Origin of the sequence: Streptomyces sp. NBC_00464, from assembly GCF_036013915.1 — a bacterium.
GTDB lineage: Bacteria > Actinomycetota > Actinomycetes > Streptomycetales > Streptomycetaceae > Streptomyces.
Genome location: NZ_CP107899.1, coordinates 4,330,039 through 4,343,150 on the forward strand (window position 1 = coordinate 4,330,039; position 13,112 = coordinate 4,343,150).

The 13,112-nt window shown below is 69.9% G+C and carries 12 protein-coding genes; 4 read left to right on the top strand and 8 right to left on the bottom strand.

Annotated features, from left to right (window positions below; translation table 11 throughout):
• Positions 1-2: 2 nt before the first annotated feature.
• Positions 3-1,001 (top strand): porphobilinogen synthase, encoded by a 999-nt coding sequence (gene hemB, locus OG912_RS19530; protein WP_327710461.1) that lies wholly within the window; start codon positions 3-5, stop codon positions 999-1,001.
• Positions 1,002-1,028: 27 nt separating this feature from the next.
• On the opposite strand, the gene OG912_RS19535 is transcribed toward hemB, so the two are convergent.
• The 4 genes from OG912_RS19535 to OG912_RS19550 form a co-directional block, all read right to left on the bottom strand.
• Complete coding sequence (locus OG912_RS19535) at positions 1,029-1,373, bottom strand: hypothetical protein (protein ID WP_327710462.1); 345 nt, start codon at positions 1,371-1,373, stop codon at positions 1,029-1,031.
• Between the two features lie 136 nt (positions 1,374-1,509).
• A complete protein-coding gene (locus OG912_RS19540) occupies positions 1,510-3,483 on the bottom strand; it encodes a transglycosylase domain-containing protein (protein WP_327710463.1) in 1,974 nt (657 codons plus the stop codon).
• Positions 3,484-3,605: 122 nt separating this feature from the next.
• Positions 3,606-4,394 carry a DUF4253 domain-containing protein gene (locus OG912_RS19545; protein ID WP_327710464.1) on the bottom strand — a complete coding sequence of 263 codons (789 nt, stop codon included), beginning with the start codon at positions 4,392-4,394 and terminating at the stop codon, positions 3,606-3,608.
• Positions 4,395-4,487: 93 nt separating this feature from the next.
• Positions 4,488-5,297 carry a HEAT repeat domain-containing protein gene (locus tag OG912_RS19550; RefSeq protein WP_327710465.1) on the bottom strand — a complete coding sequence of 270 codons (810 nt, stop codon included), beginning with the start codon at positions 5,295-5,297 and terminating at the stop codon, positions 4,488-4,490.
• A 124-nt stretch (positions 5,298-5,421) separates the two neighbouring features.
• Between OG912_RS19550 and OG912_RS19555 the strand changes: the two genes are divergently transcribed.
• Positions 5,422-5,853 carry a DUF3224 domain-containing protein gene (locus OG912_RS19555; RefSeq protein WP_327710466.1) on the top strand — a complete coding sequence of 144 codons (432 nt, stop codon included), beginning with the start codon at positions 5,422-5,424 and terminating at the stop codon, positions 5,851-5,853.
• Here OG912_RS19555 and OG912_RS19560 read toward each other — a convergent pair.
• Together OG912_RS19560 and OG912_RS19565 are read right to left on the bottom strand one after the other, a co-directional pair.
• Complete coding sequence (locus tag OG912_RS19560; protein WP_327710467.1) at positions 5,847-6,569, bottom strand: DUF4232 domain-containing protein; 723 nt, start codon at positions 6,567-6,569, stop codon at positions 5,847-5,849. The two genes, OG912_RS19555 and OG912_RS19560, sit on opposite strands and share 7 nt — an antisense overlap.
• 40 nt (positions 6,570-6,609) lie before the next feature.
• On the bottom strand, positions 6,610-7,371 hold the full coding sequence (locus OG912_RS19565; protein ID WP_327710468.1) for a DUF4232 domain-containing protein: 762 nt from the start codon (positions 7,369-7,371) through the stop codon (positions 6,610-6,612).
• Positions 7,372-7,786: 415 nt separating this feature from the next.
• On the opposite strand from OG912_RS19565, the gene OG912_RS19570 reads away from it, so the two are divergent.
• Positions 7,787-9,244: a helix-turn-helix domain-containing protein gene (locus tag OG912_RS19570; protein ID WP_327710469.1), complete on the top strand. Its 1,458-nt coding sequence runs from the start codon at positions 7,787-7,789 to the stop codon at positions 9,242-9,244.
• Positions 9,245-9,313: 69 nt separating this feature from the next.
• On the opposite strand, the gene OG912_RS19575 is transcribed toward OG912_RS19570, so the two are convergent.
• Positions 9,314-10,597 (bottom strand): choice-of-anchor A family protein, encoded by a 1,284-nt coding sequence (locus tag OG912_RS19575; protein WP_327710470.1) that lies wholly within the window; start codon positions 10,595-10,597, stop codon positions 9,314-9,316.
• A 227-nt stretch (positions 10,598-10,824) separates the two neighbouring features.
• Between OG912_RS19575 and OG912_RS19580 the strand changes: the two genes are divergently transcribed.
• Complete coding sequence (locus OG912_RS19580; protein WP_326736886.1) at positions 10,825-11,253, top strand: hypothetical protein; 429 nt, start codon at positions 10,825-10,827, stop codon at positions 11,251-11,253.
• Between the two features lie 84 nt (positions 11,254-11,337).
• On the opposite strand, the gene argS is transcribed toward OG912_RS19580, so the two are convergent.
• Complete coding sequence (gene argS / locus OG912_RS19585) at positions 11,338-13,110, bottom strand: arginine--tRNA ligase (protein WP_327713476.1); 1,773 nt, start codon at positions 13,108-13,110, stop codon at positions 11,338-11,340.
• Between the last annotated feature and the right edge of the window lie 2 nt (positions 13,111-13,112).

The window sequence follows — 13,112 nt, forward strand, 5'->3', positions numbered from 1 at the left end:
GGATGACTGTGTACGGAAACTTCCCCGGCTCTCGCCCCCGACGGCTGCGGACGACCCCCGTCATGCGGCGGATGGTCGCCGAGACCCGGCTCGACCCGGCGAACCTGATCCTGCCCGCGTTCGTGCGCGAGGGCATCGACGCGCCTGTCGCCATCTCGGCCATGCCCGGCGTGCAGCAGCACACCCTGGACACCCTGCGGAAGGCCGCGGTCGACGCGGTCTCGGCGGGCGTCTCCGGGATCATGCTGTTCGGTGTGCCGCTGGACGAGAAGAAGGACGCCCGCGGCACGGCGGGCACCGACCCGGACGGCATCCTGCAGCTCGGTCTGCGGGCGGTGCGCGAGGAGGTCGGTGACGACCTCGTCGTCATGTCCGACCTCTGTCTGGACGAGACCACCGATCACGGCCACTGCGGTGTGCTGACCGAGGACGGCCGGGTCGACAACGACGCGACGCTGGAGCGGTACGCCGAGATGGCCCAGGTCCAGGCCGACGCGGGCGCCCATGTGGTCGGCCCCAGCGGCATGATGGACGGCCAGGTCGGCGTGATCCGGGACGCCCTGGACCAGACCGGGTACGAGGACGTGTCGATCCTCGCGTACACGGCGAAGTACTCCTCCGCCTTCTACGGCCCGTTCCGCGAGGCCGTCGGGTCCTCGCTCAAGGGCGACCGCAAGACGTACCAGCAGGACCCGGCCAACCTCCGCGAGTCGATGCGCGAGCTGGCGCTCGACCTCGCCGAGGGTGCGGACATGGTCATGGTCAAGCCGGCCGGACCGTACCTCGACGTCCTGGCGAAGGTCGCCGACTCGGTGGACGTGCCGGTCGCCGCGTACCAGATCAGTGGTGAGTACGCGATGATCGAGGCCGCCGCCGAGAAGGGCTGGATCGACCGGGACGCGGCGATCCTGGAGAGCCTGACCGGGATCCGGCGGGCGGGCGCGCAGATGATCCTGACGTACTGGGCGACGGAGGTCGCGCAGAAGCTGGGGCGCCAGTAGGGCTCTTGGCCGCCGGATCGGCTGTTCTCAGGGCCAGTCGATCAGCGCGGCGAACGCCACGTAGGTGACGACCACCGTGGCGGGTGCGAGCACGGAGAGCTTGATGGCGGTGGGCCGCCGGCTGCTGCTGAGTATCCAGCTCGTGACCAGCAGGACCAGTGCCAGTACGAGGCCGGAGGAGAGCACGGGCCAGGCGGTGTCGAAGCTTGCGTCGAAGCGGTCGGACTGGCCGTCCGAGCAGGAGTCGCAGGCCATCGGCGAGAGCATGCCGAAGATCCGGGCGAAGAACGCGAGCGGAAGCGTCACGAGCGTCGAGATCAGCGGAGCGATCCAGGTGCGCGGACGGCGGGCAGTCAGGGTTTCCTCGGTCATGAGTACGAGTCAACTCGGTCCGGACGGCCACCACATGAGTTGTCGTACTCAGTTCCGCCCGGCCCGTGACGTACTCCGGGCCGGGCGGGACTTGTGCTCAACGGGTCCGGTTCGCCGGGCCGGTGGGCCGGTGGGCCTACTTTCCGGTGGCGTAGGAGGTCCAGATCCGGAGCGGGAGGGCATTGCCGCGCTCCGCGTCGTCGCCGCCGACGCCCTGCATTCCCAGCAGTTGAGGGGTGCCAGGCTTGTTGCGGAACATCGTCACGGCCGTGGTCAGTCCCTCGGCGTGGCCGATGAACCAGGCCGACCTCATCCGGTCGTCCCCGTCGGTCGCGCCGCCCGAGAGGTCGTCGAGCGCTTCGGAGCCCGACAGCGCGTCGAACTGCCGGTCCCGTGCCAGTGAGGTCCAGGCCGCGATCCCCAGGGTGTTGTTCACGTCGTTCGCCACCGAGGCGTCCATCGCGCGCTGCGGTTCCGGCTTCCCGAAGCCCTCGACCGTCTCGCCGTGCCGCGTCATTCCGGTCACCGAGTATGGGTCGGCCCTCGTACCGCCGTTGCTGAAGGCGCTGTACGCGTCCGCCATCCTGACGGCGCTCGGAGTGGACGTGCCCAGGGGGAAGGACTTGTCCAGGCGGGCCAGGCTCTCCTCGTGCAGCCCGGCCGCGACCGCCATCTCCTTCACCTTCTTCAGTCCGATGTGCTTGCCGAGTCGTACGAAGGTGACGTTGGCCGACCTGATCAGCGCATCGCGCAGGGTCGTCTCCACCGTGACCTGCACCGGGACGGGACGGGCACCCGGCCCGTCCGTGGGTGTCACCGCGAGCGGGGGCCTCGTGATCAGGCGCCCGGTGCTGTCGTACCCGCTGTCCAGGGTGATTCCGTCGCCGTTCTGAAGAGCCGCGGCCAGCACGAAGGGCTTGAAGGCCGAGCCGACGGGCACGCCCGTGGTGTCGGCGTTGTTGGCGAAGCGGGTGATCGCGTCGGTTCCGCCGTACACCGCGACCACGGCCCCGTCATCGGGCCGCACGGACGCGGCGCCGACCTCGACGTACTTGTCCTCGGGGCGCTTCCTGGGGTCGAGGTCGCGCTTGCGTACGCTCCGCACGGCCCGCTCCAGCTGTTGCACCCTGGCCTTCTCGAAGGTGGTGTGCACCCGGTAGCCGCCCCGGGCGAGGTCCTTGGCGGTGAGGCCGGAGCGCTTCTTGATGTACTTGTTGGCGATGTCGACGAGATAGCCGGTCTGGCCGCCGAGGCTGGTCGGCTTGACGGCCTTCCGCGGCTCGGGAAACTTCGTGTAGGCGGCCCGTTCGCCCTTCGTCATCATGCCGATCTCGACCTGCCGGTCCAGGATCCACTTCCAGCGGTCGACGGCCCGTTCGTGGTTGCCCTTGCCGCCGGCGGGGTCGTACTCCTCCGCGCCCTTGAGCAGCGACGCGAGCATCGCCGTCTGGCCGGGGTCGAGCTCTTTCGCGGGGATTCCGTAGTACGTGACCGCCGCCGCCTGGATGCCGTAGGCGCCGCGGCCGAACCAGCTGGTGTTCAGATATCCCTGGAGGATCTGCGCCTTGCTCTGCTTGTTGCTCAGCTTGAGCGAGATGAAGAACTCCCTGAACTTCCGGGTCGCCGACTGCTCCTGGCTGAGGTAGGTGTTCTTCACGTACTGCTGGGTGATGGTGGAGCCGCCCTGGGTCTCACCGCCCTCGACCATGCTGACGGCCGCGCGGGCGATCCCCGTCATCGATACTCCCGCGTCGGAGTAGAAGGTCTCGTTCTCGGCGGCGATGACCGCGTTCTCCATCGAATCGGGTATGTCGGCGAGCGTCACGTTCTGCCGGTTGACCGCGCCCACGCTCACCAACTGGCTGCCGTCCGCCCAGTAGTAGACGGTGCCCTGCCTGCGTGCGTCGATGTTCTCGTCGGGTATGTCGACGGACGCGTACATCGCGGCGAACAGCCCGGCGAGCGCACCGATTCCGAGCAGTGCCCCGCTCAGCACCAGTCGCCACGAGGGGACCCAGCGGCGCCAGTTGGTTCTCCCCCGGCGGGGGCAGTCGACCCGGCGCCCGTGCGGGAGTTTCGGGCGGATGGTGCGGATGAGGCGTCGGGGCATGCTTCAGCTCCTCGTTCACCGTCCGCAGCGGGGGTACGGACTTGTGAGAGGAGATGTTCCGGATCACGAGCAGGTTGTCTGGAACGTGACGGGAATCCGCCAGCCCAGGTCGCCGGTGCGCCTCAGTCCCACCAGAAGGACCACCCCTGCTGGTTCAGCAGCGCCTTCTCCGCATAGCTCTCAAGGGTGTTGAGCGTGGACTGCTGGATGTTGTCCGGGCAGAACGCGAAGTGTTCGGCGGCCAGGGCCAGGGCCTCCGCCTCGGTGGTGGGCGGGCGCGCCACGCTGACCGTCAGGGTGTCGAATCCGAGCGACAGGACCCGGATGCCGAAGCGGTCCTCCCAGGAGCGCAGGACCGCGCAGAGCCTGGCTACGTCGTTCTCGTGGTTGAGCGGCCCGCTCCAGCCGATCGCGGCCGGGATGTCCGCACTGCGCCTCGCCGGAACGAGCGCCGGGCGCGCGTGCTCCAGCGGCATGCCGTCGGCCGCCAGCATGTCCGCCATCTCGGCAGCCAGCTTCTCCGGGCTGTCCGGGCCTTCGGCCAGGGGGGTGGGGGCCAGGCCCGGCCAGGTGTTCTCGGTGTCGAGCTCGTCCTCCGCGTACGCGTCCCAGACCTCGCTCAGGACTTCCTCGGCGTCATGGTCGCCGGGGTACGACGTGCGGTCCGGGCCGAGGTCCCAGGCCTCGGGCCCCTGGTCGCGGCTGCCGCGGTCGATGAGCACGGGGAGCAGCCCGAGGGCCCGCCCCGCGTCGCGCAGCGAGGCCCAGGTGCCGGGGGCCGCGGGCCCGTCCGCGTACCAGAGCAGCGGTTCGTGCCACGGCCCGTCGCTCGTGGTGTCCACGAGGGTGCCGGGCGGGAGTCGGAGCCCTGATGTGGCCAGGGACGGAAGCGGGTTCGGGAGCGTCGCCATGTCGAGGAGCGTACGGGCGGGCACTGACAACCGGGTGCTCCGCCTGCCGCTCAGGAGTCGATGCGCGGAGGGAAGGCGTCGGGGGCGGCCGGGTCAGGCCGGGGGCAGCCGGTCCGTGAAGCCGACCGCTTCGCGTACGTCCTCGTCCGGGTCATCGGCCAGCCGTTGGAGCAGTGCGTCGACCCCGGGGGTCCGCCAGCGGGCCACGGCCTCGACCAGGGCCAACCGGACGCCGGCGTCGGGATGGTCGGCGAGAGGGGCCAGTCGGCCGACCGGTCCGCGTCGGCGGAAGCCGAACCAGTGCAGGGTCGCGCACAGTTGGGCGGCGTCGCCGGGGTCACCCGCTTCGGCGATCCGGGTGAGCAGGACGGGGGTTGCGGGCGCCGGGCCGTCGAGGGGGTGCGGACGGCGGCGGCGCAGGCGTTGCGAGCCGTACTCGCCGCGTACCCGACAGCCGTAACAGGTACAGGGTGCCTTGCCGTTGGAGTCGGGGAAGTACCGCCAGCCGGTGACCTGGCGGACCGTGTACACGCGGTGGATCTCGGCCCGGGGCGCGGCGCGTGGGAGGAAGACCTCCCAGCCGCGTGGGTCCTCCAGGGAGGCCACCCGCCGCACGGCCTCGCTTGCTGTGGTGGCGGCGTGGGCCCGGCCCCGACGGTTGCTGTAGTGGCCGACCGTGACGGGTTCGCCGTCCGGGAGCCTCAGTTGGACGGCGACGAGGCCGCGCGGGCCGCCGTGGCGGGCGAGTTCGCGCAGCCACTGGTGGGTCAGCGTGTAGGACGGCAGGACCGGGAAGCAGTACAGGCCCTTGTCGCCGTCGGGGCCTTGGCCGGCGGCCCGTATCCCGGACTTCCGGATGCGGGCCGCGTTCGCGGCGGGTGTCAGGTGCACGAACATGGCCATGGCGCCGATCGTAGGGGAGGGGAAGGCGGGGGCGTGCTGTCGGTGACTGCCGTCCGGACCCTGAGGATTCTCGGTCCTGCGGTTCCTCGGCCGGATGTCCGAGGGTGTCCCTACCATCGACGGCATGAGAGCTTCCGGAACCTTCACCGTCACCTCGTTCGTCCCGTCCGACCTGAAGCCCGTCCCCGAGGTCGAAACCCGTCTTCCGATGGGCGTCGCGACCCTTGTGAAGAGCTTCGAGGGCGAGATCACCGGGCGTTCGACGACCCTGTTCACGGCCGCCTTCGACCAGGCCACCGGCGTCGGCACCTACGTGGCGATGGAGGCCTTCGAGGGTGTGGTCGACGGGCGGGAGGGCACGTTCAACTTCGTGCACTCGGCCGCGACGAGCGGCGACGACCGCGCCAATGAGTTCTTCGCGATCGCGCCGTCGAGCGGTACCGGCGCGCTGGCCGGGATTCGTGGGAGCGGCGGGCTGGCCGTCGATGCGGACGGCCGGCACCGGATCTGGTTCGACTTCGCATTCGATGCCGTGCCCGCGGACGGTGCTCAGTAGGTGAGCGCGTCGGCCATCTCGGTCTGCCAGTAGGTGACGAAGCCGTTGTCGTCCCAGAAGGTGTCGGACGGGAGCGTCAGGTTGACCGGGGTGCCCGAGGAGCCTTCGAGGTTCCGGCCGGAGAAGTTCACCTGGAGGTGCGTGGCCTTGCGCGGGGCCGGGCCGGCGCCGGGCTCTCCGGTCAGACCGATGGCGGCGTACGCGGACCGGCCCGGGTCGAGCGTCACGACGGCCTGCGGTTGGCTGGCGTCCAGGATCGGGAAGACGGCCTGCGCGTCGTCGAAGCGGAGCTTGGGTGCGTAGTACGCGTAGCAGGGGCGGTCGCCCGTGTTGGTCAGGGTCAGCAGCAGATGGTTGAGGGGGCGGCTCACCGTGCTGACGGTGGTTTTGGTGTTCCCGCCGTGGCAGGTGACGGGGGTGGTGCGGTCACTGGTGGCGCCTGCCCGGTCCGTCGGGGCGGAGGTGTTCTTCGCGTCGCTCTCGGCGGGGGCGGTGGTGTTCCTGGGCGTGCTGCCGGTGTCGGTGGACTTTTCCTCCGGAGCGGCGGTCGCCGCCGGGGGCGGGGACTGCTTGACGGCGGTGTGTGCCGCCGGAGCCGCCGAGCCCGCCTTGGCGCCTGCGCTGCTGCCGTCCTCACTGCCGCACGCGGTGAGGGAGAGGGCGGCCAGGAGGGCGGTGGCCGCGAGGGCGGTGGTGCGGATGCTGTTCTTGCGCATGGTGGTACTCCCCGTGAAGTGCAGTGGTGGTGGGTGGTGTTCAGTACTGGAGGGCTTCGTCCATGCTCATCTGCCAGTAGGTGACGGTCAGGCTGCTGTCCACGTACGTGCTCTTGGAGAGCGGCACACTGACCGACGAGCCGGTGCCGTCGGAGTTGCCGTCGCGGTTCTGGAAGCTGACCTTCAGGTCCTTGGTGGAGTAACCGTTCGAGCCGCTGCCGTCGGCGGAGGAGGTCATGACGGCGGTGTAGGCGGACTCGCCCGGGTTGATGGTCGCCACGGCCTGCGGCTTGCTCTCGTCGAAGGTCTTCGGCACGGACTGGGCCTCGCCGAACTGCAGGTAGGGGTAGTAGTAGGCGTTGCAGGCCTTGGAGCCGGTGTTGGTCATCGTGAGCAGCATGTGGTTGGCCGGCCGCTGTACTTCGGTGATCGACAGCTTGGTGTTCGCTCCGGTGCAGGTCTCCGTGGCTGCGTCGCCGCTGTTGCCGCTGTCCCCGCCGGCACCGCTGCTGTCCTTCGGCTTGGCCGTGGACGTGCCGCCGCCGGATCCCGAACCCGAACCGGTGCTCGAACCGGCGGAGTCCTTGCCCTGGTCGGTGGCCGGGGCCGCCGTGCCCTTGTCGCCGGATGCGCCGGAGCTCTCAGCCGGGGTCCGGGAGGACGAACCGGCCGAAGCGGAGGCGTGGTCGTCGAACGGCTCCGGGTCGTCGCCCTGGCAGGCAGTCAGGGACAGGGCGGCGATCAGTGCGACGGTGCCGAGAGCAGAGGAGCGGGTGGCGCGGCGGAAGTTGAGGGTACGCATGAGATGTATTTCCGTTCGTCGAGTGTTGTGGAGTGTGGGGCGCCGCTTTGGCACACAGGGCGCCGGCGGATGTACTGGACAATGACGTGTGGTCAGAGGTTCCACAGGAGTGTGATGACGGTCGCGACAGAGGCGATCAGAACTGCTGTGGCCACTGCATCGGTCAGGCTGATTCGATGACGAGTACGCACGGCGGCTCCCGGGGACGGGCAAGTGGTGGATGTACGAGTCGCGCTGCTCGCCCTTGCCGGGGTGCCGCTGCGGTGTGTTCCAACATCGTGTCCGGTCCTCGGATCCGGTGGCAACGATTGCCGGTGGGTACGGGACGCTGGAACGGAAACATGGCCTCTGACCTGCGATGACACCACCTGCCTGGGACGCCGTTCCGGGAGGGCAGTAGAGGGGAACGGTCAGAGTGGGCACGGAGATCCAGGACTTCGCCGCATTGCTCAGGAGCCTGAAGGAGCGCTCGGGGCTGAGCTACGGAGCGCTGGCCCAGAAGCTGCACATGAGCACCTCCACGATTCACCGGTACTGCAACGGGGAAGCGGTCCCGCACGACTACGCGCCGGTCGAGCGCTTCGCGCGCGTGTGCCGTGCGCCGTCGGACGAGCTGGTGGCGTTGCACCGGCAGTGGATCCTCGCCGACGAGGCGAAGCGGCGAGGGGCCCGGAAGGCGGAGGCTGCCGGGAGGGTCGAGCCGTCCATGGTGACGTCGGAGCTCGCGGCCCCGCCGCAGGATCCGGTGAACCGCCCCGACCCTGCCCCGGGACCGGGATCGGAACAGGGTTCAGAACCGGGACCGCAACCAGAAGCGGAATCAGAAGCTGAGCCGGGGACGGTCCCCGGTTCAGCGGCTGCCGAGGACGTGACGCCGGATGCGCGGAGCGCCGGAGTCGTGCCGGCCCGCGGCCGGTTGTCCGGCAAGCGGCTGCGTGTCCTGCTCGCGGCCGTCGCGGTCGTGGCGCTCACCGTGCCCACCGCGTTGGCGATCAGCCACTACTCGGGCGACCGCAGCCACGAGGAGGGTATGGACGCGCCCCGCAGCAGCGCACCGGTCACTCCGAGCCGGAATGGCAGCACGTCTCCGTCGCCGAGTCCTTCGAAGCCTTCGCCGTCCGCGACCAGCGGCTCCGCGTCACCCTCCGCCACGGCGACGAAGCCCACCGCCCCCCGGGGCGCGGACGGGAAGGGAGAGGAGGGAGCGAAGAGCACCGGGTCCCAGGGGGTGCCGGTGACCTCCACGCTCAGTTCGTACAACTGGGACTGGCCCTGCAGTCAGTACTTCCTGCTCGACCGGGACCCCCAGGGCATGCCGCCGGTGCCGGACGTCGCGGACAGGGCAAGGCGCAACTGGTCGGCGCAGCTGGGCGGGGTGGACGGAGGGAAGATGCTGATCGAACTCACCCTGCAGGGAGCTTCGCAGGATGCGGTCGTCCTGAAGGCACTCCGTGTCCGGGTGGTGAAGCAGACGGCGGCCAACGACTGGCCCGCGTACTCGATGGGGGAGGGCTGCGGGGGCGGCATCATGCCGCAGTCGTTCAATATCGACCTGGACGACGGCCAGCCCGTATCGCGGCCGGTCGCCGGTGAGGACGCCGGCAAGGTCGTACCGGCGAAGAACTTCCCGTACCGGGTGAGCTCCACCGACGTGGAGGTGTTCCACGTCAACGCGCACACCGAGGACCACGACGTGACCTGGTACCTGGAGCTGGACTGGTCCAGCAAGGGCCGGAGCGGGACGTTGCGCATCGATGACAACGGCAAGCCGTTCCGCACGGCAGGGATGAGGAACCGGCCCGTGTACGAATACCGGTCCGACACGGCCGTGTGGGAGGACATCTCGAAATCGCTGGAGGGCCAGGGCGAGTGAGGGCGCCGGATCCCCGACCTGGCGCCGGGCGCGGTGAGTCCGCGCCCGGCGTGTGTCGTACGGGGTGCGTCAGGCCTGCTTGCGGCGGCGGGCCGCCACGACCAGGCCGGCGCCCGCGGCGAGGACGACCGCGCCGCCGATGACGATCGGGATCGTGCCGTTGCTGCCGGTCGAGGCCAGGTCGCCCTCACCGCCGCCGGCACCCGGGGTGGAGCTGCCGGACGGGGCGGGGGACGAGGTGCCGGGCGTCGCGGATCCTGACGGGCTGCCGGACGGAGTGGCGCTCTCGGACGGTGAGGTCACCGGGGCCGACGGGGTGCCCGTCGCCGGCGGCGTCGTCGCAGGGGTGGTGGCCGGGGTCGTGCCGGGTGTCGGGGTCTTCCCGCCGGGGACCTCGGGGAGGCAGCCGGTGAAGGGGAAGTGGTGCGTCTCGGCCCCGCCCGAACCGTGCAGGGAGGCCACCCACACCGAACCGTTGACCGGCGCGGCCGTTCCCAGCTCCAGGTGGGCCTTGGGGGCGAGCACGCTGCCGGGCCAGGCGGCCTGGCTGTTCTTCGTGATCTCGGTGGCGTCGGGGAAGTTCCACAGCAGCTTGGCCCGCACCTTGCCCTCGGACGTGCTCTGCAACTTGTCGTCCAGGACGAAGTCCTGACCGCCCGACAGGAAGAAGCCCGTGGTGCCGGCGGCCGCCATGTCGTAGTTCTGGCCGCTGACGTTGACGATCGTCGTCGCTCCGGCCGGAACCTTGATGAAGACCTCCTTGGCCTTCTTCAGCTGGTCCGCCGGTACGGAGAAGACGTTACGGACGCTGTCGCCGCCCTCCAGCGTCAGCCGGTTCCCGTCGAGCCGCACCTGGGCGCCGGAGGTCGTGGACTCCTCGGCCAGCGCAGCGGAGTAGGACCTGAGCTTGGTGAACTCCGCGTCGAAGTCGATGAGGTCGGCCTTCTGGCTGAAGGCGCCGCTGTGCAGTTCGACGGCGCGGTCCGTGACCTCGCCGCCGACGACCGCGTTGCCCTTCATCACGACGGTGGCCGAACCACCGTTGAGCAGGTCGCCGCGGACGACGAGCGACGCCCGGCCCGGCAGGGCGTCGACCTCGGCGGCCGACAGCTCGTTCGCGACGCTGAACCCGCCCCGGAAGTCGGCGTTGCCGCCTACGGCCACGGCACCCTCCGCGTCGGGGGAGTGGACGTCGTCCCCGAGGACGAACTCGCCGTACTTACCTGCGATTCCGAAGGCGTCGGTGGTGCAGCCCGTCGGGGTGGGGGTGGCCTGGGCGGCCGGAGCGACGGTGAGCCCGAGTACCAGGGCACCGCCGAGTGCCGCGAGGGCAGCAGTGGTGGATATACGCATGATGCGTGGTTCTCCCGCGGAGCAGTTATGAAGGTTCTGTGGCGACCCCGGTCATGATTTCCCCTTATCTGAAAATTGGTCAAGTCCAATGGAGAAATCCGATCGGCACGACTCCGCTCGCGACGGGAGGCGTGCGGCTCCTTCCTCGGGGAAGGTGAGCGGGACCAGACCATGCGGTTCGCGCGGATCCACTTCCGGGCGCACCGCCGCGGCGAAGGGAACAGCTCATGAACGAGTCCGCAGGCCCCGCACCGGACTCGACTGCGGTGATCACCGAGCCGGTACCCGATCTTCAGCTCCAGCTGCTGGTCCAGTTGCTCGACAGGGAGATGCGCTCCGGGCTGCCGCTCACGCTGACCATCCCCGCCGGGGTGCTGCACGGTGACGTGATCGGGCACGAGGCGTGGAAGGCGGACTGGTCCAGGAGCCTGCGGCAGGTCGAGGGCGAGGGCGCCAACCTCATCGCCGAGTTCCCCGAGACGGTGGACCAGGGCATCAAGGAACTCGGCGCGGACGAGCATGCGCAGCAGCTGCCCCGATGGATCCACCTGAGGGATGCCACGCTCCTCTTCGGCGGTACGGCTCCGCTGCGGCTCCCGTTGTGGCGCGGGCGGCTGTCCGACGTGTCCGGCTGGGCGCTCGGCCGGCCGGAGTGACGCCGGCCCACGGACGCAAAAGGGCGGGGCCCGGCACACCGATGTGTGCCGGGCCCCGCCCTCGTTCGTCCGGACGTGCGGCGCTCAGAGGCGCTCGGGGGTCCTGATACCGAGCAGCGCCATGCCCTGGTGCAGGGTGCGGGCGGTGACGTCGCAGAGGAAGAGCCGGTTCTCGACGACCTCGGCCGGGTTCTCATCGCTCAGGACGTGGCACTGGTCGTAGAACGTCGTGTAGAGCGAGGCGAGCTGGTAGAGGTACGCGGCCAGCTTGTGCGGCTCGTAGCCCGCCGCCACCTCGGACAGCACCTCGCCGAACTGGTCCAGGTGCAGACCCAGCGCCCGCTCGGCCGGGGCCAGTTCCAGCTCCGGGTGCGCGACCGGCTTCGCGTCGCCGGCCTTGCGCAGGATGGAGCGGATACGCGCGTACGCGTACTGGAGGTACACCGACGTGTCGCCGTGCAGCGACACCATCTGGTCCAGGTCGAACTTGTAGTCCCGCACGGCGGAGGTCGACAGGTCCGCGTACTTCACGGCGCCGACGCCGACGTACCGGCCGTTCTCGACGATCTCCTCCTCGGACAGGCCGACCTTCTCGGCCTTCTCCCGGACCACGGCCGTCGCCCGCTCGACCGCCTCGTCCAGCAGGTCCTGAAGCCGGACGGTGACGCCCTCACGGGTCTTGAACGGCTTGCCGTCCTTGCCGAGCACCGTGCCGAACGCCAGCTGGTGCGCCTTGACGTCCTCGTTCAGCCAGCCGGCCCGCCGGGCCGTCTCGAAGACCATCTTGAAGTGCAGGGACTGCCGCGCGTCCACCACGTACAGCAGGGTGTCCGCCTTGAGGTTCTGCACCCGGTCACGGATCGCGGAGAGGTCGGTCGCCGCGTAGCCGTAGCCGCCGTTCGTCTTCTTGACGATCAGCGGGGTCGGGTTGCCGTCCGGGCCCTTCACATCGTCGAAGAAGACGCAGAGCGCACCCTCGGAGCGGACGGCGACGCCCGTCTCCTCCAGGATCCGGCAGGTCTCCTCCAGCATGTCGTTGTAGCCGGACTCGCCGACGATGTCGGGGTCGCTGATCTCCATGTCGAGCTTGTCGAAGACGGAGTAGAAGTAGATCTTCGACTCGTCGACGAACCGCTGCCACATGGCGAGCGTCTCCGGCTCACCGGCCTGGAGCGCGACCACCCGGTCCCGCGAGCGGGCCTTGAACTCCTCGTCCGAGTCGAACAGGACCCGGGACGCCTTGTAGAGCCGGTTCAGGGACGACATGGCGGCCTCGCCGTCGGCCTCGTCGCCCTCGTGGTTCAGCTCGTCCGGGTGCTCGATCAGATACTGGATGAGCATGCCGAACTGGGTGCCCCAGTCGCCGATGTGGTGCCGCCGGACGACGGACTCGCCGGTGAACTCCAGGATCTGCACCATCGCGTCGCCGATCACGGCGGACCGCAGGTGACCGACGTGCATCTCCTTGGCCACGTTCGGCTGGGCGTAGTCGATGACGGTGGTGCCGGCGGCGCCGTTGTACGGCACGCCGAGCCGGCCCTCCTCGTCCGCGGCACGCGCGGCGAGCGTCTCGATGATCGCCTTGTCCGAGAGCGTGATGTTCAGGAAGCCGGGCCCGGACACCTCGATGTCCTTGATCAGGTCCGTCGCCGGAAGGGCGCCGGTGACCTGGGCGGCCAGCTCGCGCGGATTGCCCTTGAGCTTCTTGGCGAGCGCCAGGATGCCGTTGGCCTGGAAGTCGGCCCGGTCGCTTCGGCGCAGCAGCGGGTCCGCGGTACCGGCATCCGGCAGGGCTGCCGTCAGGGCGTCCGCCAGCTGCTGCTGGAGCGTGGAAGCGAGGGAATTGACCGAGGCCATCA